Consider the following 26,327-nt stretch of genomic DNA (forward strand, 5'->3'; position numbering starts at 1 on the left):
TGAAATGATCAATCAAAATATCATGCAGGCTTCGATACTGGCAGCTTACGGAATAGTGGCAGATGAATGTACTATCCAGACTTTTGGCAGTGGACTTATCAACACTACGTGGAAAGTCATTCACGATGAAAAGTCCTACATTCTTCAGCGCATCAACCACCAGGTTTTTAAACAACCCGAAGTGATCGCCAATAACATCCGCTACGTAGGCCAGTATCTGCAACAACATTCACCGGAATACTTCTTTGTACAACCCGTGAATACCCTGGATGATCAAGGCCTCGTGATCACTGAAAACGGTGAATACTACCGCCTCCAACCCTTTGTTCCCGACTCCCGCAGCTACGATGTTGCAGACGATGAACAACTGGCCTTTGAAGCAGCACAACAATTCGGAAGATTCACCCGCCTGCTATCAGGTATCGACACGAAAAAAATCGGTGATAGTTTACCTGATTTCCACAACCTCACGTTGCGCTATCAACAATTTGAGGATGCGTTGAAAAATGGCAACAAAGCGAGGATAGCTGAATCAGCAGAAATGATCTTACGAATCAGGCAATACGCTTATCTCACCGATACCTTCGAAGCCATCAAGCAGAATCCTGCTTTCAAAATCAGGGTCATGCATCATGACACGAAGATCAATAATGTTCTCTTCGATAAGCATGGAAAAGGCATCTGTGTAATTGACTTAGATACTGTCATGCCCGGGTACTTCATCAGCGACTTCGGTGATATGATGAGAACCTACTTATCCCCGGCAAATGAGGAAGAAAAGGATTTCAGCAAGGTAGTAGCAAGGCCCGGGTTCTTTAAAGCGATTGTAAGCGGTTATCTGAGCGAATTGAAAGATGAATTAAGTCCGGAGGAGATCCATCACCTGGTATACGCAGGACAATTCATGGTCTACATGCAGGCCATCCGTTTCTTAGCAGATTACCTGAACAACGATATTTATTACGGCGCCAAATACGAACAACACAACTATGTAAGAGCAGGCAACCAGCTGGTTTTATTAGATCGTATCAGCGAGCAGGAAGCAACATTTTTCAGAGCGATCACTACACCAGATCGCGTCGTTTGAAAAGCAGCACCATTTGAAAACAAAAATGCCGGCATATAGCCGGCATTTTTCATTGTATGCTTAGTTCGTTTATGCAAACTGTAAAAGTAAGCCAGGGAACACACCCAGCAGGATCACGATCGCAGCAGTCACCACCAGCAGGAACTTAAATCTGCCATTCATCTCATACACACCCGGCTCGCCAGATTTAAAGTACATGGCCATGATCACCCTGAAATAGTAGTACACGCTGATCGCAGCACAAATCACCGCAATGATCACCAGCCAGAACAGGTTACCTTCCTGTACCGCAGCGGTGAGCACATAGTATTTAGCAAAGAAACCTGCAGTCAGGGGAATACCTGCCAGTGATAATAAACAGATGGTGGTCACAGCAGCTACCAGCGGTTCTTTCTTTGCCAGGCCGTTAAACCCATCGAAAGTATAATCCTTCATCTTGATCAGTACTGCGAAGATGCCGATAGTTGCGATAGAATAAGCAGCAGCATACAGGATAATACCTTTCCCTGCAAAATCGCTGAACGAAATTACTGACAGCAGCATGAAACCTGCCTGCGCAATACTTGAATAAGCCAGCATACGCTTTACACTCTGCTGGAATACCGCTGTAAAGTTACCAATGATCAGCGTAGCAGCTGTTATCAGTGCCAGCAGCAATTGCCAGTCTTTACTGATCGTACCTGTAAATGCACCATGGAACAAACGGATAAATGCAATAAAGCTACCCGCCTTTACCACAGTGGCCATAAAGGAAGTAAATACAGAAGGAGAACCATCATATACATCTGGTGTCCAGAAGTGGAAAGGTGCTGCAGAAACTTTAAAGGACAATGCAAATGCGACCAGGATCACACCACACAGTGCCAGCGGACTAACAGTGCCTTCACCAATTCCTAATTCGCTGATCAGGAAAGAGCCGGATGCACCGTAGATGAGGGTAATACCCATCAGGAGGATACCGGTAGAGAAAGAACCCATCAGGAAGTACTTGAGGGCCGCTTCACTGCTCTTTGGACTTTTCTTGTCGCTACCAGCCAGGATATACTGAGGAATAGAAATAATTTCTATCGCCAGGAAAAGCATTAATAAACTGCTGAACGAAGCTGCCAGCGTGATGCCCGACAGGATGAAAAATATCAGTGCAAAGTAATCAGACACATGCTCCCCTACTTTTTCAAACGCACTGCCTGACAGCATAAAGTACAAAAGCGTAGCTCCAAAAGCCACTGCATTGAACAATACACTGAAATTACTCACAGTGATCATACCATACAGCGTGCGGCTACCACCCTGTAATGTGCACAATTCAGCCAGGTTCGCTGCAAAGCAAATCAGCAACGCCACGATGGCAACAAATTTAATGGACTGCTTATTTTTCACGAAAAGCCCCGCAAACATCATCAAAACACCCGATAAAGCAGTAGATATTAATGCATTCATATTCCTGTGTTACGAAAGAACAACTTTTTAATAAACCTTATTAACCAATTCTGTAGTGCTCTGCACCAGCTCCAGCATAGGCTTTGGATATACACCTAATACCAGGATGATGGCCACTACCACACCCAATGCCAGCAATTCATTGCCACGCAGATCAGTGGTGGTTTCAGTCAGCTGATTAGGCTGTCCGAAGATCACTTTCTGCACCATGTTCAGGGTATACACTGCACCCAGGATCACACCCAGACCAGCTACTGCCATAAACCATGGATTGTACTGATACAGTCCGCTGAACATCAGGAATTCACCGATGAAACCATTGGTCAGCGGCAAAGCAATATTGGCAAAACTGATAATCACCAGGAAGGTAGCCATGCGAGGTGCATAAGCTGCAATACCACCCAGTTCATTCAGTGATTTCACTTTCAGGCGATCCTGGATGATCTCAACGATGATCCACAAACCGATAATGTTAATACCGTGGTTGAAGAACTGAACCAGCACACCCTGTAAGCTCTGCTCATTATTCGCAAAGATCGCAGCACTCATCAACCCGATGTGGGCGATGGATGAATAAGCGATCAGGCGTTTGAAATCAGACTGCACGATAGCAATACAGGATGCATATACGATACCGATGATAGATAATACAATCGCAACATCAGACCATACATAAGCGCCCTGTGGTAATACCGGCAGTAACCAGCGGATCACACCAAACAGGCCCATCTTTACCATGATACCGGAAAGTACCATTGTAACAGGTGTTGGAGACTGCTCGTAAGTATCCGGCTGCCAGGTATGGAAAGGGAAGATCGGCATCTTGATGGCAAAAGCAACAAAGAACAACCAGAAGAGGCAGGACTGTGTTTCTTTTGGCAAGGCTGCCGTGGTGAAGCTCGCATAACTAAAGGAATGATCAGGCGTTTGCAGATAGATATAGATAATACCGATCAGCATCAGCAGTGAACCCGCGAAAGTATATACGAAGAATTTGAAGGTAACCGGGATCCTCTTTTCACCTCCCCACAGTGAGCAGAGGAAGTATACAGGAATCAGCGCCAGTTCCCAGAAGAAGTAGAACAGCATGGCATCATAGGCAGTAAATACTCCCATGAGACCTGCCTGCGATAACAGCATCAGTGCATAGAAGCTGTTAGCACGGTCATACTCCCTTTTATTGATAACAATAAAGATCAGTACAAATGAAATAGAAGTGAGCAGGCTAAGCATCATGCCCATACCATCCAATCCTACACTAAACGTAGCGCCCAGTTGCGGTATCCAGTTGCAGCTATGGCTGAGGCTCTCAGGTGCAGACCTGAACTGGAACAACGCCGCAATAGTGACTGCCAGCGATGCCAGAGATGATATCAAACCCAGCGTCTTAGGGCCTGATCCCTTCAGGCCAAATGCAATAAGGCCCGTCACCAAAGGAATCAAAATGAGTAATACTGTCAACATAATTTTATCTAAACTTGTCCTTTTTGAATGATGATGCAGGTAATACTATCGAACCAGGAACCCGATTACGAATAATAATACCATCCCTATAACCATGGCAAATACGTAAAAGCCTACCTGCCCGCTCTGAAGCAACCTTACCTGTTGACTACCCCACTGCACACCGCGGCCTACACCGTTCACCAGTCTGTCAATACCGGACCGCTCAACCGCTTCTTCAAAGAAACGGCTCAGCATACCCAGGGGCTTTACTATGATAGCATCGTAAATTTCGTCTACATACCACTTGTTCTCCAGTACTTTCGCAATACCTGTACGCGGCTCACCATTGTCAGTGAAATTGCGGTACCAGTTGCGTGCAAGGAAAATAGTGATGATTACCAGTACAGAGCTCAGCGCCATCAGCAACCATTCAGTGCTGTGTGCCATCTCATGCAGTTCTACCTTTTCTGCAGATGCAGCGAAGATAGGATGCAGGTAATGTTCTAACAGGTTAGGTGCACCAAATACTGCTGGTAAACCTACATAACCACCAATCACAGACAGGACAGCCAGTACGATCAGCGGGAACGTCATTGCGCCCGGACTTTCGTGCAGGTGATGCTCCTGTTCGTGTGTACCGCGGAACTGACCACAAAATGTCATGTAGTATAAGCGGAACATATAGAACGCCGTCATCAGTGCCGTCAGCAAGCCTACTACATACAGCAGTTTGTTGGCAGCAAAGGTGTGGGATAAAATTTCATCTTTAGAGAAGAAGCCGGATAAACCAGGAATACCTGAGATAGCCAGGCATCCGATCAGGAAAGTAGCATTCGTGATTGGCATGTACTTTTTCAAACCACCCATCTTACGAATATCCTGCTCACCGCCCATTGCATGGATCACAGAACCTGAACCCAGGAACAACAGCGCCTTGAAGAATGCGTGTGTCATTACGTGGAATACCGCAGTCGTATAAGCACCTACACCCAGGGCAAGGAACATATAACCTAACTGAGATACAGTTGAGTAAGCCAGTACTTTCTTGATATCATCCTGCTTCAGTGCGATAGAAGCCGCCAGCACTGCTGTAACCAGGCCAATGATAGCTACTACGTTCTGCACACATGGAGCGAGTGTATAAAGAATATTGCTGCGTGCAATCATATAGATACCAGCTGTCACCATCGTTGCAGCATGGATCAGGGCAGATACCGGGGTTGGACCCGCCATCGCATCAGGCAACCAGGTATACAAAGGCACCTGTGCTGATTTACCCATCGCACCTACAAAGAAGAGGATCGCAATGGCAGCAAGGGTACCATCACCCTTTGCAACACCCGCGATCTGTGGTAATACTTCGGAATAATTTACGCTACCAAAATGTACGATCATCAGGAACATACCCAGCAGGAAACCAAGGTCACCAATGCGGTTCATGACGAATGCTTTCTTAGCAGCATTGTTGTAGTTAGTATTCTTATACCAGAAGCCGATCAGGAGGTAAGAGCAAAGTCCTACACCTTCCCAGCCTATGAACATCATCACATAGTTGGCTCCCAATACCAGGATCAACATAGAGAACACGAACAGGTTCAGGTACGCGAAATAACGCGCAAAACCTTCGCTGGTCTCATCGTGCATGTAAGAAGTAGAGTAAATATGAATCAGAGCGCCTACGCCTGTAATGATCAGGAGGAACAGTGAACTTAACTGATCTACCTGGAAGGCAAATGGAATATGCAGGCTGCCTGCAGAAATGAAATCGAACAGTTGTACGGTTACCGCCTGAAAACCCGGGGTACGTACTTCCAGGAACATCAGCAAACTAATCACAAAAGCCGCCAGTATAGCCCCGCTCCCAACGATACCTGCCAGTGACTTGGAAAGGTATTTTCTTCCCAATCCATTCACCAGAAATCCTAATAGTGGTAATAATGGTACCAGCCAAACTAGATTAATCATCTATCAAATACGAATTACGATTACAAATTACGGTTTGCCTTATAGTTAATTCTTCAGACGGTTCATGATATTCACATCTACTGACTGTGAACTTCTGTATACCATAACGATGATTGCAAGACCCACAGCTACTTCAGCTGCCGCCACGACCATGATGAAAAACACAAAGATCTGGGCCCCGGCCGCATCCACTCTACCTGCATCCGCCCACATTTTAGAAAACGCCACTAGCAAAAGGTTCACAGCATTCAGCATCAACTCTATACACATGAAGATGATGATGGCATTCCTGCGCATCAATACACCCATCACTCCGATACAGAAGAGCGCAATACTTAAAAAGATATAATATTGAACCGGCATAAAAATGAATTACAGATTACGATTAATGTTCTTTCTTACCAATCACGACTGCACCAACCATGGCGCTCAAAAACAGGATGCTGCTCACTTCAAAAGGAACAACATACGTCTTGAATAATGTCTGCCCAAGATTAGCGATCAAGCCAATATTGTTAGGTTCCGGTGTTAAAGATGGCAGGCTCGCTTCGCGCAGTGCTGCCAGCAGTACTACCAGCAGTGCACCACCACTGATGGCCCCTGCATACTTGAGCCAGTTCCGCTTTTGCGGTTCTCCCTCAGCATTCAGGTTCATCAGCATGATCACGAACAGGAACAATACCATGATCGCACCTGCATATACGATGATGTGTACCACCGCCAGGAACTGGGCATTCAGCATTACGTAATGACCGGCTATGGTAAAAAATGTAAGGATCAGGCAAAGGACGCTTGTAACGGGGCTCTTACTAAACACCACGCCCAGCGCAGTGATCAGTGAAATAATGGAGAGGACCCCGAAAACGACTTGTTGTAAATTCATTCCCATTGCTATATTGTCTGATTGTTGTGTTTGGAATTATGCATTTTTCTCCTCTCCTGGCAACGGAATCAACAGATCCTTCTTACCATAGATGAAACCTTCACGTTTGTAATGAGCTGGTGCAAATGTTTCTGAGAGATAAATCGCATCCTTAGGACAAGCTTCTTCACAAAAACCACAGAAGATGCAACGGAGCATGTTAATCTCATAACGCGCAGCATATTTTTCTTCACGGTACAGATGCTCTTCACCGGGCTTCCTTTCGGCAGCTTCCATCGTGATCGCTTCTGCAGGGCAAGCCACCGCACACAGACCACAAGCCGTACAATTCTCACGTCCGTCCTTATCCCTGTTCAAAACGTGCAGACCACGGAATACCGGGCTGAACGCACGTTTTTCTTCAGGATAACTTACTGTTGGTTTTTTCTGGAATATGTGCTTGAAAGTGATGATCATCCCTTTCCCGATAGCAGGCAGGTACAACTTCTCCAAAAAATTCATCGGTCTGCGATCTACCGGTTTAGCCCTGTTTGTTAAAGTTTGCATGATTAATAATGCGATTAAATAAGTTTACAATTTCTTTCTGTTAGTGTTGGCGCCACAAGATCCAGCCACCGGTGATCAGCATATTTACTAACGCGATCGGGATAAGATAGTTCCATCCCAGGCGCATTAACTGATCGTAACGGAAACGCGGGATAGTCCAGCGCACCCACATAAAGAAGAAAATGAAGCAAATAGTTTTTATAAACAGCACCAGTGTACCCAGTAAAGTCAGCAAGTTTGGCGATACATGCAGACTATCCATACCCCAGAAGTGATATCCGCCAAAGTACAGGGTAGCCATCAGCGCAGAGCTGATAAACATATTGATGTACTCAGCGAACAGGAAGAAACCAAGTTTCATGGAAGAATACTCCAGGTGATAACCGCCATTCAGCTCATTTTCAGCCTCTGCAAGGTCAAAAGGAGAACGGTTCGTTTCAGCAAAAGAGCAGATCAGGAAAATGGTGAAGCCAAATGGCTGTAAGGCTACGTTCCACCAACCACTATGACGCTGCTGCTCTACGATTTCTTTCAGGCTCAGTGTTCCACTCACCATCAGCAATGCGATCAATGCCATACCCATCGCCAGTTCATAGCTGATGATCTGGGAAGCCGCACGCACAGATGACAAGAGAGAGAATTTATTGTTGGAAGCCCAGCCACCCAGCATAATGCCGTATACGCCTAAGCTCACCACACCAAAAATATAAAGAATACCAATGTTTACGTCAGCTACCTGCAGGGATACCTTATGACTACCAAAGGTCAGTGTATCGCCCCATGGAATCACTGCACTGGTCATACAGGCTACGATCATAGCCAGTGATGGACCTAAAATAAAAAGGAAACGACTGGAGGCACCTGGAATAATCTCCTCCTTGAAGAAGAGTTTACCACCATCTGCCAGCGGTTGGAACAATCCCAAAGGACCCGCTCTGTTTGGTCCAAGCCTGTCCTGCATAATACCTGCGACCTTTCTTTCGCCCCATGTGGAATACATGGCAACGCCCAGAGATACTAATAATACACCTATTATCAGTGACATCTTCTCAAGAATGAAAAACCAGTCTACTTGCATCAAATACGAGTTATAAATTTACTTACTTATTAAAATCATCAGAATGTGCAGGCCCCTCGATCTGCGACAGATCTATGTTAGGACGATTCACCTCGCTAATACTGTGAATATCCATCAGCAGTTTGGGCTGACGGCCATCCAGTACTTCTACCAGTGTATCTTTTGGCTTATTCACACCTACATAATGGTTTGCAGAAATTACGCTGTGGCGCTCAATCTTACGTGGACCTTCTATCACCCAGTCTTTCGCTTCTTTCTTATCAAAGCGGCAGGTATCACAAATGAAGTCTTCCACCTCACCATATTTATCCTTACGTGCTGTTACACGGAACACCTCGTCACCACGCATCCACAGTACGGTTTTACCACAGCATTTAGGATTATCGCAGTCACGGTGTGCATCAACAGGTTTCAGGAACCATACACGGTTTTTGAAACGGAATGTTTTATCGGTCAGGGCACCTACCGGGCATACGTCGATGACGTTACCAATGAAGGGGCTGCTTAAGTTCTTGTTCAGGTAAGTGCTGATTTCAGCATGTTCACCACGGCCCAGTACACCATGTTCACGGTTGCCAGCTACCTGATCGGCAGTGAATACGCAACGGTAACAAAGAATACATCGGGTCATATGTAACTGGATCTTATCACCCAGATCTACTTTATCAAAAGTACGGCGTTTGAATTCATAACGGGTACCTTCTGCACCATGCTCATAACTCAGATCCTGCAGGTGACATTCACCAGCCTGGTCACACACCGGGCAATCCAGCGGGTGGTTCAGTAACAGGAATTCCACCACACCTTTACGTGCTTCGAGCACTTCAGGAGAGGTGATGTTAGCTACTTCCATACCATCCATTACAGTGGTACGGCAGGAGGCTACCAGTTTTGGCATTGGACGCGGGTCAGCTTCTGAACCCTTGGATACTTTTACCAGGCATGTACGGCATTTACCACCACTACCCTGCAGTTTAGAATAGTAGCACATTGCAGGCGGCACTATATCTCCTCCTATCTGACGGGCAGCATTCAGGATGGTAGTACCTGGTGCCACTTCCACAGTGATTCCGTCAATCTTGACTTTAAAGAGTTTCTGTTCTTCAGCCATTTTGTTCGCTTAAAAAAGGCGCTCGTTCTTTACACGAAACGTCGTGTTAGATATTGTTGATTCTTATACTGCAGCAGGGGCAGCGATTTCCAGCGGATCTGCATAGTGTGCAAGACCGAAGTTGCGTTGCTGCGCTTCTTCAGGATGCAGCACATGCCACTCAAATTCATCGCGGAAGTGGCGGATAGCCGCAGCTACCGGCCAGGCAGCAGCATCACCCAGCGGGCAGATGGTGTTACCTTCTATCTTGCGCTGAATATCCCACAGCAGGTCTATATCGCTCATTTTACCTTTACCGTTATCGATGTTCTTAAGCACACGCTCCATCCATCCTGTACCCTCACGGCATGGGCTACACTGACCGCAGCTTTCGTGGTGGTAGAAACGGGCAAAGGTCAGGGTGTTTTTCACTATGCACTGGTCTTCGTCCAGTACGATGAAACCACCTGAACCCAGCATGGTGCCGGTTGCAAAGCCACCGTCAGCCAGGCTTTCGTAAGTCATCATGCGTGGTTCACCCTTTGCTGTTTTCAGCAACAGGTTAGCAGGCAGGATAGGTACGGAACTACCGCCAGGGATACACGCTTTCAGGCGCTTTCCATTTGCGATACCACCGCAATATTCATCTGAGTAGATAAATTCTTCGACAGAAATGTTCATCTCGATTTCATACACCCCTGGTTTGTTGATATTACCACAGGCAGAAATGAGTTTAGTACCGGTAGATTTACCAGTGCCATATTTTGCATATTCTTCACCACCTATACGAAGGATAGGTACTATGGTAGCCAGTGTTTCCACATTGTTTACCACAGTAGGGCAATCGTATAAACCCTTTACTGCAGGGAATGGAGGTTTGATACGCGGGTTACCACGCTTCCCTTCCAGGCTTTCGATCAGGGCAGTTTCCTCCCCACAGATGTAAGCACCTGCACCACGTTGTACATATATTTCAAGATCAAAACCGCTGCCCATGATATTTTTACCCAGCCAGCCGTTTTTCTTTGCATCAGCAATAGCTTCTTCCAGGATGTCAGGAATCCAGGCATACTCACCGCGGATATAGATATAGCAGGTATTTGCTCCCAGGGTATAGCTGGAGATGAGCAGCCCTTCAATCAGCAGGTGAGGAATGAATTCCATCAGGTAACGGTCTTTGAAAGTACCTGGTTCAGATTCATCGGCATTACATACCAGGTAGCGGGGAACGCCTTCTGGTTTTGCAATGAAGCTCCACTTCATACCGGTAGGGAAACCAGCACCACCACGGCCTCTCAGACCACTTTTCTTCACTTCGTCCAGCACCTGATCAGGGCTCATGCTTTTCAATGCTTTCTCCGCCGATCCATAGCCGCCGTTAGCCCGGTATACATCATAATACCGGATGTTTTCTATATGTGCTTTGTCAAAAAGTAATTTGCGTCCCATCTTACTGTTAGATTGGCTTTTAGTTTGCGTTTGCCCTGCATTCTTCAATGATGGCATCTACCTTTTCAGGTGTCAGGTGTTCTTTGTAGTGTTTACCCAGCTGCATCATCGGCGCGTAACCGCAGGCACCCAAGCATTCAACTGCTTTCAGCGTAAAGAGTCCGTCTTTCGTCGTCTCTCCTACTCCTATATCCAGTTTCTTTTTAATATAGTCGATGATATTGTCTGAACCGCGCAGCATGCAGGGCCCAGTCTGACACACCTCGAATACATGCTTACCTACGGGTTGCAGGTTAAACATTGAGTAAAAGGTTGCCACTTCATACACTTCAATAGGCTTGATTTGCAGCAGGGAAGCTACGTAATCCATAGTCTCTGTGCTAAGCCAGCCGCCAAACTCACCCTGTGCAAGGTGCAGCACCGGAATAAGCGCACTCTTCTGTCTACCCTGAGGATAGCGGGCGATGATCTCCTTTACTTTATTCAGCTTCTCTTCTGAAAACATATTCTATAGTTAAAAAAAACAAAAAGGCGTTTCGTTTATGCATCCAGCTCCCCTGCAATCAGGTTCAGGCTACTCATACAGATCAGGGCATCACTCAGCATGGCACCTTTGATCAGTTCAGCATAAGCCTGGTAATAAATAAAGCATGGACGGCGGAAGTGCAGTCTGTAAGGGCTACGGCCACCATCACTGATGAGGTAAAAGCCCAGCTCCCCGTTGGCACCTTCTACAGCATTGTACAATTCGCCTGGTAATATGTCAGACTCACCCATGATAATCTTGAAGTGATAAATGAGTGCTTCCATTTTGGTGTAAACGTCGCTTTTTTCCGGCAGGTAATAAGCAGGAACATCAGCATGGTATACATCGGATGGCAGTGCTTTCACTTTATCCATCGCCTGACGGATAATGCTCAGGCTTTCCCACATTTCACCGTTACGAACCAGGAAACGGTCATAACAGTCACCGGTGGTGCCTACTGGTATAGAAAATTCAAAATCTTCGTAAGAGGAATAAGGATGTGCTACGCGCAAATCGTAATCCACACCGGCTGCACGCAGGTTAGGACCGGTAAAGCCATAGTTCATCGCTCTTTCAGCACTGATCGGACCTACGCCCTGTGTACGCTCCATGAAGATACGGTTGCGGTTCATCAGGGTTTCGAATTCTTTCAGGGCTTTGGGAAACTCAACCAGGAAGGTTTCGATTTTTTCGAAAGCAGCGGGTGTAAAGTTTCTTTCAAAACCACCTACACGACCAATATTGGTCGTAAGGCGGGATCCACAGATTTCTTCGTAGATCTCATAAGCCAGCTCACGCCAGCGCATGAGGTACAGGAAGCCGGTGAAAGCACCTGTATCTACTCCTACTACCCCGTTACAGATCAGGTGATCACAGATACGTGCCAGCTCCATGATGATTACACGCAGGTAGTCAACACGCTTAGGGGTTTGAATACCCAGCAGTTTTTCTACCGTAATGTGCCATCCCATATTATTGATAGGAGAGGAACAGTAGTTCAGACGGTCAGTAAGAGGAGTGATCTGGTAATAAGGACGGTGCTCCGCGATCTTTTCGAATGCACGGTGGATATAACCCACAGTAGATTCGGAACTAACTACGCGCTCACCATCTATTTCCAATATATTTTGAAACACCCCGTGTGTAGCAGGGTGGGTAGGTCCGAGGTTGAGGGTTTGAGTAACCCTTTCAATTGATCCTTCCGGAAGTGTAATATGTTGCTCTGACATGATCAACGAATAATTAATTATATGCCAATATGCCCGCCGCGGCCGAACATTTCATCATCTTTATCGATACGAGTCTGGTCTTCCAGCGGAAATTCCTTACGCATTGGGAAGTAATCCATTTCATCAACGTTCAGGATACGTTTTAGGTTTGGATGCCCTACGAAGTTTACCCCAAAGAAGTCGTAAGTTTCACGCTCCATCCAGTTTGCAGATTCAAACAGCCGGGTAGCAGTAAATACTCTTGGATCTTCCACACTGGTATAAACCTTCATACGAAGTCTTACACGCTGGGCAAAATTGTAGAGGTGGTATACTACAGCCAGCTCTTCTCCTTTACGATCAGGATAGTGCACAGCAGTGAGGTCTGTTAAAAAACGAAATTGCAGCTCCTCATCATCGTAAAGGAACTGCATCACTTTCAGGTTCAGATCTTTAGGTACTGTAAAATTAAGCATCCCAAAGGTTTCTTCCACCTGTGAGACAGCCTCACCAAACTTGTCGGTTAGTCGTTGTTTAATATTGTCGTTAGTCAAGGACATTGCAGTGTGTATGTTTAAGATCGCGATACAGGAGTAAATTGTATAGTGATCTTTATTGTATGCCGTAGGAATTCAACAGTTCTTTGTACTTATCGGATTGGCGGCGACGCAGGCTTTCCTGACCGATCAGGTCCTGGATGCGCATAAAGCCATCAATAATTGCTTCAGGACGTGGAGGGCATCCTGGCACATAAACATCCACCGGAATCACCTGGTCGATGCCCTGTAATACAGAGTAAGTATCAAATACGCCACCACTGCTGGCGCAGGCGCCTACAGCCAGTACCCAGCGTGGCTCAGCCATCTGCAGGTATACCTGGCGTAATACAGGTCCCATTTTTTTGGAGATCGTACCCATTACCATCAGCAAATCACACTGACGTGGGGTAAATGCCATCCTCTCTGCACCAAAACGCGCCAGATCGTAAGTAGACGCCATGGTGGCCATGAATTCGATTCCACAGCAGGATGTAGCAAAAGGCAGGGGCCAGATCGAGTTTTTACGTGCAAGACCTATCGCTCTATCAAACGAGGTTGCAAAAAAACCTTCCCCGGAATATCCCTCAGGAATTTCCACTGTCTTCACTTTCGTATTATACTGAACCGGACGTGCCATAACCTTCAGATTTAAAATTTCAATATCAGATTTGTTCCCTTTAGCAAGCACAGCTTCACATGCGGCTGTGTGCTTTCATTATATTAATCTTCCCATTTCAGGGCTCCCTTCTTAAGAATATAGAGGAAACCTACCATAAAAAATGCCACAAACATAAGCATGGCGACGAAGCCTTCCCAACCCAACAGACGGAAATTGATCGCATAAGGATAAAAGAAAATGACTTCCACGTCGAAAAGAACGAACAGGATAGCCACCAGGAAGTACTTAATAGCTACAGGCTGACGGGCGTTACCGTGTCTTTCAATACCACTTTCAAAGGTCTCCAGTTTATCCTTGGTCTTTCTTCTTGGACCCAGAAAGTGCGTAGCGAACATGGTGAGGCCTACAAAACCCAGCGCAGCTATTAGCTGTAAAATAATCGGAAAATAGCTAAAAGGAGTAGTTGCTGACAATAATACTGTGTCTATAAACATAAGCTTCCCTATAAATCGTTCATCAGAATGAGCAAAAATAGGCTAAGTCTTGGAATATTCAAATCTATTGAGGGATTAAAATATTATGTTTTTTCCCCAACCGGAAATAAAAAAACCCCGGCAGTCGCCGGGGTTTTCTGTTTATAGCTCAATTCGCTTATTTTTTGTTTCCCTGAGAAGCAGGCTTGGATGCGGATTTATTTCTGTTAGCCAGGTTTTCCTTGATCGCAGCAACGGTAGCGTTGTTAGGATCGATAGAAGTAACCTTGTCCATCCAGATCTTCATGTTAGCATCATCATCTTTGTTATAGTAGTAGATCATCAGGTACTGATAAGGGAACATCAGCTGAGATGGCTTCAGTTTCTCCTCACCTTTGATCTCAAACAGGTGCTGGAAGTAAGTCAGCGCCAGACCTTCTTTTGCTTCAGGATCTTTTGCCATGTTTGCACGGCCCCTCCAGTAAGTACCCAGTACTTCCTGAGTAGGATATTTAGCTACGAACTGGCCCCAGGTAGAATCTGCCTGGTTGTAATCACGCGCATAAATTTCCATGGTACCTTTCCAGAACATATCCTGGATCTTACCTGTATTTTTCTCATCGGAGAACTCATTTACCAGTTTACCATACCATTCAGCAGATTTCTTGCTTGCACCCATTGCTTTGAAGGATTCAGCAACATTTCTGAATTTATCTGCATCTTTTGCAGTATCAGACAGTGCATATTTCTCCAGGTACATAGCAGCAATGGAATCATTCGCTGCTCTTGTAGCAGAATCACCAATGTTTGCCTGGTATACAACGCTCAGCAGTTTGTAGTCGTTAGCCACCAGTTTGGATTCGCCAGCCGCTTTTGCGTAAGTTTCCATTTCAGCTTTAGCGGTAACGGTATCACCTTTCTGCAGGTAAGCATCTGCCAGCAGGCGGGTGAATTTACCCCTGTAAGCGTCATTTGCCTGTGGTAATACAGATTTAGCTTTGCTGATAGCAGCATCGTAATCTTTCTTGAAGAAGGAGATTGCAGTCAGGTTATACTCGTTTTCCAGTTTACCTGCGCCTTCACCTACCACACTCATATATTTCTCCAGGTACTTAGCTGCATTTTCCAGTGACAGCGTAACTTTGGTTGGAGTGATATAGAATTCATACAGCTGGTAATAAGCCGGGCCATAGTTAGCATCCATGTTGGTTGCTTTGGTCCAGTCGTTTACAGCATCCTGCATCAGCTTGGCATTGAAGTTTACAATACCTTCTTTCATGGTAGCTTCAGCACTGTTAGGATCCAGCTCTAAAGCTTTCTCATAAGTAGTGATCGCTTTACCACCGTTTTCACCACCCAGCATACGGTAAGCATCACCCAGCTCGATATAATCAGCAGCGGTAGCTGTATAAACTTCTTTCTTCTTACGACCTTCGTTGTTCAGCAATTTCTCCATTACGCTCAGTGCGTAACCACGGTCTCCACCATGGATTTCAGAGTTAGCATCAGCAATCGCACGGGCTACATCGCCATTACGACCCTGTGTTGCAGTACTTGCAGCTTCAAACTTTGTTTTAGCAGCAGCGGCATCGCCCTTCAACAGATCCAGCCTGCCCATACCCACCTGCAATAAAGCAGAAGTAGGAACTGCGGTCAGACCTTTCTGGAAAGTGGCGGCAGCACCATTGTTATCACCCAGGCCCAGCTGAGCAATACCCAGGTAATAATATGCTCTTTCTTCAGTAGGCTTAGCGGCTATTACTTTCTCCAGGTCTTGTTTGGCTGTTTCATACTTGCCATAATACAGGTCTTTCAATCCATCTTCTACAGATTGAGCCATAGCGCCGTTCGCGACGCACAGCATTGCAACAATTAAACTTTTCCGTCTGTTCATGAGCAATCCGGTTTTTAATTTTAGTTGTGTTAGTTTTTTACTTGATGTTCGCTTCCCTAAACACGATGTTCAATCTCGCAGGGAACAATTTGAATTTACCTATCACCATTTGTCCTTCTTGTCCTCCGAGGAAGGTTGCGAACCCGGACCCCAATCCGCTGTAAGGTTCTTTTAAGCAAAAGAATAATCCTCTTTTCAGCGGGTATGAACCGAGAGCAATATATGCCTGAAATGGTTTTACAAATTCCGAACCATTATCAGCGCGCACCTTCACTACAGTCACCTTATTTGTAAATTCTATTGCCTGGGCATCGTTGGTATCTGAAATCCAGCTTACCCCGATCACACCCAGTGCATCTTTTGATTTAGCCACATAATCAATTACTTCGGGATTGGTTTTCGCAGCCATTACGTTCTTTGGCAAGGCCTTTCCCTGGTTGATTGAATCCTGGATATATCTTACCGTACTTGAATTCGAATTGTCGAAAATGATTTGCCACTTCTTATCCGTGTCAGTTCCGTCCATTATATTGCGCACCTGGTCCAGCGTAAGGATTGAATCCGGATTGCTGTGATTAGTAATCAATGCTACACCATCCCAGGCGAGCATCATACTTTGTGGCGATATCTTAACTTGTTTCATATAATCCAGCTCCTGCTGATTGAAGCTCCTGGTTACGAGGATCAATCGTGCACTATCCGCCATCAGGTCCCTGAAGCAATCTACTTCGGGCTTGTATTCCGCGATAATATGTGCTTTCGGATAAAGTGATTCAAAAACCTTTATTTCCGATTCTATCAACGGCCTGTATGTCTCATCTACACTTATTTTTATCGTGCCGGATGTTGGCGTATCCTGCACCTGACCGGATTTATTGTTCGATGTACAGGAGGACAAGATAGCGATTGTCGCTAACAATGCGACATAATTCCGGTTCCTTTTAATGATACTGGTAAACATATGCCTGACTATTAGTTCGTTAATTCCTGTTAAAAAATGAATTTTTTACTCCCCGGTACACGCGGAAAATACCATAAGCGATCAGGACCCCTCCGAAAATATAGAGTACAGTTTGCGACACCCGGAACTGCCCCATACCGAGTCGTTCCGCAAATATTGCAAATAATCCAAAGAGCATAAAAAATAACCCTCTTATTAACTCTCCAAGTGAGCGATAGTCGATGCTCATATTCCTTTTACCAGATCTTTCCTGTTCCATCAGCATTGTTGCGAATTACAAGTATACAAAAAAAAATTTCTAATCAAATACCTGTTCTATTAGAAGATCATCAAGAAAAATGGGTTGCATGCTAAACGGGCAACTGTAAAAGCCGCCACTAGCGCGGTTTTCGTAAACGTCTGGCATTCATACATTTTTTCATATTCAATCTACATCTAATTATGAACGAAGTTGTTAAAACCTTGTTAATACTAATCAGGATCAAATTTCCCCCTATTTGCGATATATACGAGAATAATCTTCATCATAGTATCTCATAATTATTATATAGATGCTGTATAACTTAAATTCCATAACCCATGCCAGTTATACTGCACCAGGCCTGACAGTGTTCCAAATCCCGCCCTGCGGGCCTTTCGGCAAAATTAGAGTGGATTAATAAAATAATGTTAAAATCTTGTAGGTTTGCGCAATTATGAAAATATTAATGGTTTGCCTGGGAAATATTTGCCGCTCCCCCCTGGCGGAAGGCATCCTCAGGCACCTGGCAGACGAAAAAGGGCTGAACTGGGCAATAGATTCAGCCGGCACGGGCAACTGGCATGTGGGTGATCCGCCTGACAAGCGTTCCGTAATGGTAGCCAGACAGCACGGCATAGATATTTCAGGACTCAGGGGCCGCCAGTTCCAGGTAGCCGACTTCGATGAATTTGACCGCATCTTCGTCATGGACCTGGACAATTATCGCGATGTGCTGCGCAAAGCCCGCAGGGATGCAGACAGGGAAAAGGTACAGCTACTCCTTGATAACCAGCAACCTGTACCAGATCCATGGTACGACGACGCCCTCTTTGAACCCGTATATAATATGATCTATAAAGCCTGCCAGCGCATAGTGGCGGGCACTGATATATAAAAATCAAAACGATGATAAAACCCAGTATACCAAAAGGTACCCGTGATTTCGGTCCTGTGGTAGTAAGGAAAAGGCAGTATATCTTTCAGACGATCCGCGAAACATTCGAACTGTTTGGCTTTCAGCCGCTGGAAACACCTGCCATGGAACAAATGGATACCCTGACCGGTAAATATGGTGAGGAAGGAGATAAACTGATTTTTAAAATTCTGGATAACGGAGACATCCTGGGCCGCGCCCAGCAGGCAAAAGATAGCCGTGAACTGGGCATTCTGCTGTGTGAGAAGGCACTGCGCTATGATCTGACGATTCCTTTTGCCCGGTTTGTGGTGATGAATCAGAATGACCTGGCGTTTCCCTTTAAGAGGTACCAGATGCAGCCGGTATGGCGTGCTGACAAACCGCAGAAAGGCAGATACCGTGAATTCTATCAATGCGATGTGGATATCGTGGGAAGCAATTCTTTGCTGAATGAAATTGAATTGCTCATGATTTATGATTCCGTATTCACAAAACTGGGTATGGAAGGCTATGAGATCCGCATTAACAACCGGAAAATTCTCAGCGCGCTGGCTGAAGTGGCCGGAAAACCAGCGTTATTAACAGATATTACCGTAGCCATCGATAAATTAGATAAGATCGGCATTGAAAAAGTTAAAGAAGAACTTGCGGAACGTGGCCTGAATGACAGCGAAATCACAATTATTGCTAATTTTCTCAACATTGGGGGGAATAATGAGGAAAAATTGCAACAATTAGGCGAATTGTTCAAAAATTCTGAAACTGGCAAAAAAGGAATTGAAGAACTGAGCTATGTACTCCAGTCTCAGCCAACAGCCTTCAAAGCTACCCCTATCCTGGATGTTACACTTGCACGCGGTCTGAACTACTATACAGGTATGATCGTGGAAGTAAAGGCTCCATCCACTGTGAAAATGGGTAGCATCGGCGGCGGCGGCCGTTATGACGACCTCACAGGCCTCTTTGGCTTACCCAACCTCTCCGGTGTCGGTATCTCCTTCGGGGTAGACCGCATCTATGACGTACTCGAAGAATTAAACCTCTTCCCCGCTACCGCCCAGCAGGGTACCCGCGTACTGATCTTCAATATGGACGCAAATACCACAGCTACCGCATTCCCCATGCTGGCCGGCCTCCGTGCCCGTGGCATCGCCGCAGAACTCTACCACGAGCCAGCCAAAATGGATAAGCAAATGAAATATGCGAATAAACGTGGGATCCCATATGTAATCATTATGGGCGAAAGCGAAGTGAAAGAAGGTATGCTCAGTATCAAGAACATGGTGAGCGGCCAACAGGAGAAAATCACAGCTGCAGCATTGGCTAGCTATTCCTTCGAATAAGGTATAAATAATTAAATAGTTGATAGCCAGGGTGTTCTCACACCCTGGCTATTGTGTTTATATACCCGGAAAGGCTTCGGATAAGTTCATTATCGGTTCACTAAAAGATCACTTCAATATCACCTCATTATCCAATTGATATACAAGTGACCTTATCGTGATCTTTAGGTGCCATATTAGTGAACTAAAGGTTTCGAATCTTCACTGGGGATTCACAGGGTTCCCACAAAGTCGAAACCGGGTCTAAAACTGGTCTATACCGAGTCTATACCTGGTCCTTGCCGAGTCTAAACCTGGTTTTTACCAACTCTCCACCAAGTCTTCACCGAGTCTTAGCCAAGTCTATACCTGGTCTTTGCCAGGTCTTCACCCAGTCTCCACCGAAACCCCGCCCCCCACATTCGGCATACTTTTCACTAATCATCAGTATGCATCCGAATAGAACAGTATATATCGCCCTGGCAGCGAACCTCCTGATCGCTATTATCAAATTCATCTCCGGCACCATTACCCGCAGTACCGCCATGCTCTCCGAAGGGGTGCACTCCTTAGTAGATACCGCCAACCAGCTCCTGCTACTCCTGGGAATTCGCCTCAGCAAGAAAACCGCCGACGCAAAACGCCCCTTTGGCTATGGCAAAGAGCTTTATTTCTGGTCCTTTATCGTCTCCTTACTCATTTTTGCCATCGGTGGCAGCATTTCTATCTTCCAGGGTATCAGCCATTTGCGTCACCCGGTACCACCTACCGACCCTTTCTGGAACTATATTGTGCTCGCATGCTCCTTCCTGTTCGATGGAGGTTCCCTCGTCGTAGCGATTATCGATTTCAGAAAAGTGAAAGGGAAAAAGTCCTGGTGGACGGCGGTACATCAAAGTAAGGACCCCGCCAGTTTTCTCGTTTTATTCGAAGACAGTGCTGCCGTATTGGGTTTAGCAGTTGTAGCCATCATGCTCTATCTTGGGCATACCCTCCATAACCCCTATTTAGACGGAGTGGCCTCCTTAATTGTAGGAGTCTTATTAACGATCGTTTCTATCCTCTTAGCCCGCGAAAGCCGAAGTCTGCTGATGGGCGAAGGGATTGCAACTGCTACGCAGTTTAAAATCAGGAGTATTGTGGAAAATGATGAAGGCGTGGATAAGGTACTGCAGATCTTTTCTACCTATCAGTCACCGGAAGAAGTGATGTTGCTATTATTGGTACGATTCAAAGAGAGGCTTGAAACACATGAGATAACGGATGCGATAGAACGAATTAAGGAGGCGATCAAAAAAGAATTCCCATTTGTTCATTATATTATTATCACACCCGGGCAGTGAGGTAAATAACAAACAGGAAATTCTATCTGCCAGGCCAATACCTTCAGAACCGCCAAACCACGGCACCAGCCAGCTAATATGCCTCTCCCTTACTGCCGCAGGCCAATAAAAAAGGGCCGCTCGTACAAGCAGCCCTTCTTCAGATTTATTTTACTTTCTGATAAGCTTCCAATCCCTTCTTCAACCATTCCGCATACTTATCCACATCCGGCGTATACCCTACCGGGGTAGTGAGCAATTGCTCATCCGGACTAATCAGCACATAATACGGCTGTGAGTTATTGATGAAGTTCTCCGTCTGCATCGTTGCATACTTATCGCCAATCGTCTTGATCTCTTTCTTCTGACCATTGGTTGTTGTATACAGGAACTGCTGATCTTCTGCTAATACCTTCCTGTCATCCACATACAATGACACCAGGATATATTCATCTTCTATCAGGTGCTTCACTTCCTTCGTTGTCCACACATTCTCTTCCATCTTACGGCAATTCACACAGGCCCAACCTGTAAAGTCAATCAGGATTGGCTTATGCTTTTCCTTTGCCAGTGCCAGCGCTTTCTCATAATCATTCACCACATTTGCCTCCACTCCTTTCGCACGATTATTATAAATACTATAACTCAATGGAGGAGGGAAACCGCTGATCAGTTTACGATTTGCCCATGCTGTATTGGTCAGACCCGGTAACATATACACTGTCAATACGCCAAATACAATAATGAATGCAATACGTGTCACACTGAACTTTTTGATGGGAGAATCATGGGGGAATCGGATCTTACCCAGCAGGTACAATACGATCATGATACCACAGATAATCCACACCGCAAAGAAGATCTCTCTCTTTACAATACCCCAGTGCTCCACCAGGTCCGCATTTGAGAGGAACTTAATCGCCATACCTATTTCAATAAAGCCCAGTACCACCTTCACAGAAGATAACCATCCACCGGATTTAGGCAATGCACTCAATAAATTAGGGAACAAGGCAAACAGCGCGAAAGGCAATGCCAGGGCAAAACCGAATCCCGCCATACCCGCTGTCAGCTGTACGGCACCACCATCCGCTGATAATGCACCTGCCAGCAGGGAACCCAGGATAGGACCTGTACAGGAGAATGATACCAGCGCCAGGGTGAGCGCCATAAAGAAGATACCTACCAGGCCACCTACGCCTGACTTGGAGTCTACCTTGCTCGCCAGGCTGCTGGGAATGGTGATTTCAAACACCCCAAAGAAGGAAATGGCAAAGACAATGAAGATCACAAAGAACACAAGGTTCAACCATACATTGGTAGAGATATTATTGAAGATCTCCGGCGCAATACTGTTCAGGAAATAAAATGGTGTGCTCAGTAATACATAAATCGCAAAAATAAAGAAGCCATAAGTGATCGCATTCGCGATACCCTTCTTCTTGTCCTGCGATTTCTTGGTGAAGAAAGATACTGTCAGCGGAATCAGCGGGAACACGCAAGGTGTTACCAAAGCCACGAAACCACCGATCAGGCCCAGTAAGAAAATACCCCAGAGACTTTTCTTTTCATGCACCTGTTCACCGGTTACAATCACCGGCTGATCCAGTTTAATATTGCTGCGCTTCAGCGAGTTTACCGCATCTGAAGATGCTTCCTGTAAACCTGCAGCAACACTTACCAGGTTACCGGAAGCGTCAACTTTGAACTTGAATTTAAATTCTTCCGGACCGCCTGCTTCTTCTCCTTTCAGGTACATATAGTTCACTGAACCTTCCAGCTTTTTCACATCCCCATTCAGATGTACAGGCACGTTCAGTACTATTTTATCCTCAAAGTATTTTACTTCGGCATTGTCCAGGACGGCCTCTTTCTCTTTTTTCAGGCTGCCATCTTCCGTGATGGAACCTACGGTTGCAGCGCTGTCTGCCACCACACGGCTATACACCAGTGCATCATCAGGCATGGTGGTGGAAATCAGTTTCACACCTTTCACAATCGTTCCGGTAATATGCAGCACATACTCCTGTGCGCCTTTCTTCTCTGCGGTATATTGCCAGCGGACAACAGTGTCTGTTGGCTGGTCCTGCGCACGTAGCCCCAGGGCTGTCGCAAGAATTATGATGAATGTAAGCAACTGCTTCATATAGATAATAGAATTTAGGGACTGCTTCCCCTTTCAAACAATAAACGAGTTCCCGGAGGAACTCGTTTCAATTGACGTGCAAGGAAATGCTGTGGTGTACAGCTTCCTGTAGTAATTATTTTCCTCCCACAGCAATAGCAAAATCCACTGACTTAGGTGGCAGGCATTCATGATCATCACAGGTCATGAATTCTACGGATCCTTTCACCTTAGTAGCAGCTTTACCTTTCACGGTAACTTTTTGTACGAAGTCTACTGTGTTCTCGTAGTATTTCAGTTCTGAGTCAAAGTTCTTGTCAAAAGCCTTATGCAACTTTCCTACTTCCGCTACTTTACCCTCTGTTACGATCAGTGGGCTTTTTGTAAACTTGAAGGAGGTAGGTACCGGACCTTCTCCCGCTTCCTGTGCATACAGGTGCCAACCACCTTCGATGGTCGCTGTCATGTGCAATTCATATGTGGTTGCGTTCACCTTCTTCGACGTAAAGCTCCACTTCACCGGATTCTCTATCTGAGCACTTGCCAGCAGGGGCAGCGCGAACAGACAGATCGCTGTTAATAATTGTTTCATACGTTTTTTTTAACTGGTTGGCTGATTTTTATACTATACTTCTATAAACAGAATCAGTTGTTGTTGATCAGGCTCTGGAATATCAGCTGCCCATCGGTATTACCCAATATCTCGCGGGTGGCCCTTTCAGGGTGAGGCATCATCCCAAATACGTTGCGCTCCCTGTTGCAGATACCCGCAATGCTCAGGGTCGCACCATTTGGATTTGCCTCTTCCACTACGTTACCAAATTCATCGCAATAGCGGAACAGGATCTGGTTGTTCGCCTGCAGACCTTCCAGTGTACCCTTATCTGCATAGTAACGGCCTTCACCATGTGCTACCGGAATCATCAGCGGGCGACCCGTTATATCTTTGGTAAGAGAAGCCACCGTGTTCTCACTCTTCAGGTACACATTCTTACACACGAACTGTTGGTTTTCGTTACGTAACAGGGCTCCCGGTAACAAGCCTGCTTCCACCAGGATCTGGAAACCATTACAGATACCTATTACACGACCACCTTTATTAGCAAATTCGATCACGCTCTGCATCATTGGACTAAAGCGTGCAATAGCACCACAACGTAAGTAATCGCCATAAGAAAAACCACCTGGCAGTACAATGCAATCTTCTGTACTGAACATGCTCAGGTCTTTATCTTTGTGCCATAACTCTATCACTTCCTGCCCCAGGTCATTACGCAGGGCATCAATCATATCATGATCGCAATTAGAGCCCGGGAAGGTGACTACGCCGAATTTCATAATAAATATTTGAATTTTATGGTCTTAAATATATCTTATTGATTTTAACCAACTTTTACATCCAGAACCACTGAACGCAAAGTACCGGAAAAACCACAAAATTACTGTGCCGTCTGCACATTTCCATAGCCGTTTAAAATAAAAGCGGCCGGGAACGCTGCTAGTAATTGTTGCTAAACCACTGCATAACAATCACATATGCAACAGTTAGAATATGAATCACATTCGCCATGGTATTGTTCCGGATAGACCAGTATACGTTAGCAACGAACATGGACAATGGCAGGATAGCCAGCACCCAGTAAGCCGGAGAGAAATGAGCATTGAAGAAAGGAATCAGCATGGCTACGAATACATATATCACCAGTACTCCCCAGATCTTCCTGCCCTGGATCAGCATCTTCTTCAGGCTTCTCTGCAACAGCAGCCAGCCCAACAGGAAGAATAACAAGCTGAAGACAATGGCACCCCACACCTTATAATGTAATATGAGCTCGATGGATAGACCAAATCTCGGGATCTTTGTGAATAAAGCCCACTGGTCTGTAAGGAAAAGGTAAGTACCCAGCAAATACAGGGGGCCTACCAGTCCTAACAATGCAATGATCCATTCTGCCAGGCGGAAAGGCCTCATTATCAACAAGCTCATTAGCAATAACACGCAGAATATAATAGCAGGGAAATAGAATAATCCACAAATCCCCAGTGCAAATCCTATATTAAATACCACATCCCTGGCGGAGGTGCGGGTATACAATAACGTGATGGAAGAGAATACCCACAGCATAATCAGGTTCACCAGCAAAGCGGGTGAGAATACATTCCAGTCATGCAATAATGACGTGAACAACATATACGCCATGGCAGGCAGATAGTTCGGCTTGGCAAAGAGACGCTGGTGATTCACAATTTTAGTGATCAGCAGTGCCTGCAATAGCAGGAGCAACACAGCCAGTGAAGTAAAGAAGAATGGACTGGGGCCAACTAATGCCTTGAGCCATTTTACCAGCAAGTCATATAACAAGCCTTCGGAACCGTCGGCCAGGTAAGTGGACGGAAAATAGAGGTAATGAAATTTTACCACCAATGTATATATTAACAGCAGTAATACTGTTAGAGGGTTGCCGGAGCGGAAGAATTTTACCACAATCTGATTCTCTTTTCTACTTTTTGAAAGCGTTCCAAAGGTAAATCAAAATATTAGGAATTTTGGTAGTGTCTCCTTTGAAGTTTTGATTGGCCTGCAACCTGCTTTGCCCTGATTTTCTATTTCTTCTGCATCCTTTTTCTGATCCGGCTCAAAGATGGGCCGGCAATGCCCAGGTAAGAAGCAATATGATACAAAGGTACCTGGTTGATCAGGTCCGGATGCTCTTCTATCATCTGCACATAGCGTTCCTCCGGAGTCTTAAACAGGAAATCTTCCGTATGTTCCATCATCAGGTTGAAAGCAACTTCTGCTATATACCTCCCAAACCGCTCCCACTCATGAGATTGTTTGTATAATGCCTGTAAATGATCGACATGGATATATAAGATGGTAGATTCCACCATGCTCTCTGTATAAAAATTACAGGGCCTGCGGGTCAGGAAACTCTTATAAGCCGTTACCATCTGGTTCGTGGTATAAAAAAGCATGTTCTTTTCCTCCCCGGTTTCTGCATTCACATAATAAGTGCGGAATACCCCGTTAACGATGAAACCCAGGTGCTTACATACATTCCTATACTCGTTATAATACTCACCCTTCTGGTAAGTTCGTAACTCCCAGTACGGCAAGGATAAGGCAAAGCTTTGCTCTTCAATGCCGGAGAAGCTTCTTACGGCCTGTTCTAATTTTTCCAGCGCTGTCATGCATT

26 protein-coding genes are annotated in these 26,327 nt (G+C 45.6%); 4 read left to right on the forward strand and 22 right to left on the reverse strand.

The window, feature by feature from the left end; all coding sequences use genetic code 11:
* The first annotated feature begins 4 nt into the window (after positions 1 to 4).
* Positions 5 to 1,087 carry a phosphotransferase enzyme family protein gene (locus U0033_RS15380; protein WP_322518487.1) on the forward strand — a complete coding sequence of 361 codons (1,083 nt, stop codon included), beginning with the start codon at positions 5 to 7 and terminating at the stop codon, positions 1,085 to 1,087.
* Between the two features lie 69 nt (positions 1,088 to 1,156).
* Here U0033_RS15380 and U0033_RS15385 read toward each other — a convergent pair whose 3' ends face one another.
* The 17 genes from U0033_RS15385 to U0033_RS15465 form a co-directional block, all read right to left on the reverse strand.
* Positions 1,157 to 2,527, reverse strand: a complete 1,371-nt coding sequence (locus U0033_RS15385; RefSeq protein ID WP_072359193.1) for an NADH-quinone oxidoreductase subunit N — start codon at positions 2,525 to 2,527, stop codon at positions 1,157 to 1,159.
* 27 nt (positions 2,528 to 2,554) lie between these two features.
* Positions 2,555 to 3,991, reverse strand: coding sequence for a complex I subunit 4 family protein (locus U0033_RS15390; protein WP_072359196.1), 1,437 nt, complete (start codon positions 3,989 to 3,991; stop codon positions 2,555 to 2,557).
* Between the two features lie 45 nt (positions 3,992 to 4,036).
* Positions 4,037 to 5,938 carry an NADH-quinone oxidoreductase subunit L gene (gene nuoL / locus U0033_RS15395; protein ID WP_072359198.1) on the reverse strand — a complete coding sequence of 634 codons (1,902 nt, stop codon included), beginning with the start codon at positions 5,936 to 5,938 and terminating at the stop codon, positions 4,037 to 4,039.
* Positions 5,939 to 5,983: 45 nt separating this feature from the next.
* Positions 5,984 to 6,301, reverse strand: a complete 318-nt coding sequence (gene nuoK, locus U0033_RS15400) for an NADH-quinone oxidoreductase subunit NuoK (RefSeq protein ID WP_072359201.1) — start codon at positions 6,299 to 6,301, stop codon at positions 5,984 to 5,986.
* A 22-nt stretch (positions 6,302 to 6,323) separates the two neighbouring features.
* Entirely contained in the window at positions 6,324 to 6,821 is a 498-nt protein-coding gene (locus tag U0033_RS15405) for an NADH-quinone oxidoreductase subunit J family protein (RefSeq protein WP_072359657.1), read from the reverse strand.
* Positions 6,822 to 6,857: 36 nt separating this feature from the next.
* Entirely contained in the window at positions 6,858 to 7,367 is a 510-nt protein-coding gene (gene nuoI / locus U0033_RS15410) for an NADH-quinone oxidoreductase subunit NuoI (RefSeq protein WP_072359203.1), read from the reverse strand.
* Positions 7,368 to 7,407: 40 nt separating this feature from the next.
* Entirely contained in the window at positions 7,408 to 8,412 is a 1,005-nt protein-coding gene (gene nuoH / locus U0033_RS15415; RefSeq protein ID WP_322518486.1) for an NADH-quinone oxidoreductase subunit NuoH, read from the reverse strand.
* 55 nt (positions 8,413 to 8,467) lie between these two features.
* Entirely contained in the window at positions 8,468 to 9,556 is a 1,089-nt protein-coding gene (locus U0033_RS15420) for a 2Fe-2S iron-sulfur cluster-binding protein (protein ID WP_072359207.1), read from the reverse strand.
* 63 nt (positions 9,557 to 9,619) lie between these two features.
* A complete protein-coding gene (gene nuoF, locus U0033_RS15425) occupies positions 9,620 to 10,984 on the reverse strand; it encodes an NADH-quinone oxidoreductase subunit NuoF (RefSeq protein ID WP_072359209.1) in 1,365 nt (454 codons plus the stop codon).
* 19 nt (positions 10,985 to 11,003) lie between these two features.
* The gene (gene nuoE / locus U0033_RS15430) at positions 11,004 to 11,489 is read right to left on the reverse strand and encodes an NADH-quinone oxidoreductase subunit NuoE (RefSeq protein ID WP_072359211.1); all 486 of its coding nucleotides are present in this window, start codon (positions 11,487 to 11,489) and stop codon (positions 11,004 to 11,006) included.
* 35 nt (positions 11,490 to 11,524) lie between these two features.
* Positions 11,525 to 12,739: an NADH-quinone oxidoreductase subunit D gene (locus U0033_RS15435; RefSeq protein WP_072359213.1), complete on the reverse strand. Its 1,215-nt coding sequence runs from the start codon at positions 12,737 to 12,739 to the stop codon at positions 11,525 to 11,527.
* A gap of 17 nt (positions 12,740 to 12,756) precedes the next feature.
* On the reverse strand, positions 12,757 to 13,278 hold the full coding sequence (locus tag U0033_RS15440) for an NADH-quinone oxidoreductase subunit C (protein ID WP_072359215.1): 522 nt from the start codon (positions 13,276 to 13,278) through the stop codon (positions 12,757 to 12,759).
* A 52-nt stretch (positions 13,279 to 13,330) separates the two neighbouring features.
* Positions 13,331 to 13,894, reverse strand: coding sequence for an NADH-quinone oxidoreductase subunit B (locus U0033_RS15445; protein ID WP_072359217.1), 564 nt, complete (start codon positions 13,892 to 13,894; stop codon positions 13,331 to 13,333).
* A gap of 83 nt (positions 13,895 to 13,977) precedes the next feature.
* On the reverse strand, positions 13,978 to 14,370 hold the full coding sequence (locus U0033_RS15450) for an NADH-quinone oxidoreductase subunit A (protein ID WP_072359219.1): 393 nt from the start codon (positions 14,368 to 14,370) through the stop codon (positions 13,978 to 13,980).
* Between the two features lie 157 nt (positions 14,371 to 14,527).
* Complete coding sequence (locus U0033_RS15455; protein ID WP_143150666.1) at positions 14,528 to 16,243, reverse strand: tetratricopeptide repeat protein; 1,716 nt, start codon at positions 16,241 to 16,243, stop codon at positions 14,528 to 14,530.
* A 37-nt stretch (positions 16,244 to 16,280) separates the two neighbouring features.
* Positions 16,281 to 17,204 (reverse strand): PstS family phosphate ABC transporter substrate-binding protein, encoded by a 924-nt coding sequence (locus U0033_RS15460; protein ID WP_072359223.1) that lies wholly within the window; start codon positions 17,202 to 17,204, stop codon positions 16,281 to 16,283.
* Positions 17,205 to 17,223: 19 nt separating this feature from the next.
* On the reverse strand, positions 17,224 to 17,463 hold the full coding sequence (locus U0033_RS15465; protein ID WP_143150667.1) for a hypothetical protein: 240 nt from the start codon (positions 17,461 to 17,463) through the stop codon (positions 17,224 to 17,226).
* Between the two features lie 436 nt (positions 17,464 to 17,899).
* Between U0033_RS15465 and U0033_RS15470 the strand changes: the two genes are divergently transcribed.
* The 3 genes from U0033_RS15470 to U0033_RS15480 all read left to right on the forward strand — a co-directional run bounded on the left by U0033_RS15470 (position 17,900) and on the right by U0033_RS15480 (position 21,026).
* Positions 17,900 to 18,340, forward strand: a complete 441-nt coding sequence (locus U0033_RS15470; RefSeq protein ID WP_072359227.1) for a low molecular weight protein-tyrosine-phosphatase — start codon at positions 17,900 to 17,902, stop codon at positions 18,338 to 18,340.
* 11 nt (positions 18,341 to 18,351) lie between these two features.
* A complete protein-coding gene (gene hisS / locus U0033_RS15475) occupies positions 18,352 to 19,704 on the forward strand; it encodes a histidine--tRNA ligase (protein WP_072359230.1) in 1,353 nt (450 codons plus the stop codon).
* A gap of 428 nt (positions 19,705 to 20,132) precedes the next feature.
* Positions 20,133 to 21,026, forward strand: coding sequence for a cation diffusion facilitator family transporter (locus U0033_RS15480; RefSeq protein ID WP_072359232.1), 894 nt, complete (start codon positions 20,133 to 20,135; stop codon positions 21,024 to 21,026).
* Positions 21,027 to 21,171: 145 nt separating this feature from the next.
* Here U0033_RS15480 and U0033_RS15485 read toward each other — a convergent pair whose 3' ends face one another.
* From U0033_RS15485 to U0033_RS15505, 5 genes are all read right to left on the reverse strand, one after another.
* Positions 21,172 to 23,151: a protein-disulfide reductase DsbD family protein gene (locus U0033_RS15485; protein WP_072359234.1), complete on the reverse strand. Its 1,980-nt coding sequence runs from the start codon at positions 23,149 to 23,151 to the stop codon at positions 21,172 to 21,174.
* A 115-nt stretch (positions 23,152 to 23,266) separates the two neighbouring features.
* Positions 23,267 to 23,722, reverse strand: coding sequence for a protein-disulfide reductase DsbD domain-containing protein (locus U0033_RS15490; RefSeq protein WP_072359236.1), 456 nt, complete (start codon positions 23,720 to 23,722; stop codon positions 23,267 to 23,269).
* Between the two features lie 53 nt (positions 23,723 to 23,775).
* Positions 23,776 to 24,468 carry a phosphoribosylformylglycinamidine synthase I gene (gene purQ, locus U0033_RS15495; protein ID WP_072359237.1) on the reverse strand — a complete coding sequence of 231 codons (693 nt, stop codon included), beginning with the start codon at positions 24,466 to 24,468 and terminating at the stop codon, positions 23,776 to 23,778.
* Positions 24,469 to 24,628: 160 nt separating this feature from the next.
* Entirely contained in the window at positions 24,629 to 25,615 is a 987-nt protein-coding gene (locus tag U0033_RS15500) for a hypothetical protein (RefSeq protein ID WP_072359238.1), read from the reverse strand.
* 119 nt (positions 25,616 to 25,734) lie between these two features.
* Positions 25,735 to 26,322 carry a Crp/Fnr family transcriptional regulator gene (locus U0033_RS15505; RefSeq protein ID WP_072359240.1) on the reverse strand — a complete coding sequence of 196 codons (588 nt, stop codon included), beginning with the start codon at positions 26,320 to 26,322 and terminating at the stop codon, positions 25,735 to 25,737.
* Positions 26,323 to 26,327: the final 5 nt, after the last annotated feature.

The sequence above is a fragment of the Chitinophaga sancti genome, assembly GCF_034424315.1.
In the GTDB taxonomy this organism is placed as follows: Bacteria; Bacteroidota; Bacteroidia; order Chitinophagales; family Chitinophagaceae; genus Chitinophaga; species Chitinophaga sancti.

What these genes read in the sequence shown, in the direction of transcription:
- U0033_RS15380 (WP_322518487.1), top strand. Translation starts at nt 5, where the DNA reads ATGATCAATCAAAATATCATGCAGGCTTCGATACTGGCAGCTTACGGA.
- U0033_RS15385 (WP_072359193.1), bottom strand. Translation starts at nt 2,527, where the DNA reads ATGAATGCATTAATATCTACTGCTTTATCGGGTGTTTTGATGATGTTT.
- U0033_RS15390 (WP_072359196.1), bottom strand. Translation starts at nt 3,991, where the DNA reads ATGTTGACAGTATTACTCATTTTGATTCCTTTGGTGACGGGCCTTATT.
- nuoL (WP_072359198.1), bottom strand. Translation starts at nt 5,938, where the DNA reads ATGATTAATCTAGTTTGGCTGGTACCATTATTACCACTATTAGGATTT.
- nuoK (WP_072359201.1), bottom strand. Translation starts at nt 6,301, where the DNA reads ATGCCGGTTCAATATTATATCTTTTTAAGTATTGCGCTCTTCTGTATC.
- U0033_RS15405 (WP_072359657.1), bottom strand. Translation starts at nt 6,821, where the DNA reads ATGAATTTACAACAAGTCGTTTTCGGGGTCCTCTCCATTATTTCACTG.
- nuoI (WP_072359203.1), bottom strand. Translation starts at nt 7,367, where the DNA reads ATGCAAACTTTAACAAACAGGGCTAAACCGGTAGATCGCAGACCGATG.
- nuoH (WP_322518486.1), bottom strand. Translation starts at nt 8,412, where the DNA reads ATGTCACTGATAATAGGTGTATTATTAGTATCTCTGGGCGTTGCCATG.
- U0033_RS15420 (WP_072359207.1), bottom strand. Translation starts at nt 9,556, where the DNA reads ATGGCTGAAGAACAGAAACTCTTTAAAGTCAAGATTGACGGAATCACT.
- nuoF (WP_072359209.1), bottom strand. Translation starts at nt 10,984, where the DNA reads ATGGGACGCAAATTACTTTTTGACAAAGCACATATAGAAAACATCCGG.
- nuoE (WP_072359211.1), bottom strand. Translation starts at nt 11,489, where the DNA reads ATGTTTTCAGAAGAGAAGCTGAATAAAGTAAAGGAGATCATCGCCCGC.
- U0033_RS15435 (WP_072359213.1), bottom strand. Translation starts at nt 12,739, where the DNA reads ATGTCAGAGCAACATATTACACTTCCGGAAGGATCAATTGAAAGGGTT.
- U0033_RS15440 (WP_072359215.1), bottom strand. Translation starts at nt 13,278, where the DNA reads ATGTCCTTGACTAACGACAATATTAAACAACGACTAACCGACAAGTTT.
- U0033_RS15445 (WP_072359217.1), bottom strand. Translation starts at nt 13,894, where the DNA reads ATGGCACGTCCGGTTCAGTATAATACGAAAGTGAAGACAGTGGAAATT.
- U0033_RS15450 (WP_072359219.1), bottom strand. Translation starts at nt 14,370, where the DNA reads ATGTTTATAGACACAGTATTATTGTCAGCAACTACTCCTTTTAGCTAT.
- U0033_RS15455 (WP_143150666.1), bottom strand. Translation starts at nt 16,243, where the DNA reads ATGAACAGACGGAAAAGTTTAATTGTTGCAATGCTGTGCGTCGCGAAC.
- U0033_RS15460 (WP_072359223.1), bottom strand. Translation starts at nt 17,204, where the DNA reads ATGTTTACCAGTATCATTAAAAGGAACCGGAATTATGTCGCATTGTTA.
- U0033_RS15465 (WP_143150667.1), bottom strand. Translation starts at nt 17,463, where the DNA reads ATGGAACAGGAAAGATCTGGTAAAAGGAATATGAGCATCGACTATCGC.
- U0033_RS15470 (WP_072359227.1), top strand. Translation starts at nt 17,900, where the DNA reads ATGAAAATATTAATGGTTTGCCTGGGAAATATTTGCCGCTCCCCCCTG.
- hisS (WP_072359230.1), top strand. Translation starts at nt 18,352, where the DNA reads ATGATAAAACCCAGTATACCAAAAGGTACCCGTGATTTCGGTCCTGTG.
- U0033_RS15480 (WP_072359232.1), top strand. Translation starts at nt 20,133, where the DNA reads ATGCATCCGAATAGAACAGTATATATCGCCCTGGCAGCGAACCTCCTG.
- U0033_RS15485 (WP_072359234.1), bottom strand. Translation starts at nt 23,151, where the DNA reads ATGAAGCAGTTGCTTACATTCATCATAATTCTTGCGACAGCCCTGGGG.
- U0033_RS15490 (WP_072359236.1), bottom strand. Translation starts at nt 23,722, where the DNA reads ATGAAACAATTATTAACAGCGATCTGTCTGTTCGCGCTGCCCCTGCTG.
- purQ (WP_072359237.1), bottom strand. Translation starts at nt 24,468, where the DNA reads ATGAAATTCGGCGTAGTCACCTTCCCGGGCTCTAATTGCGATCATGAT.
- U0033_RS15505 (WP_072359240.1), bottom strand. Translation starts at nt 26,322, where the DNA reads ATGACAGCGCTGGAAAAATTAGAACAGGCCGTAAGAAGCTTCTCCGGC.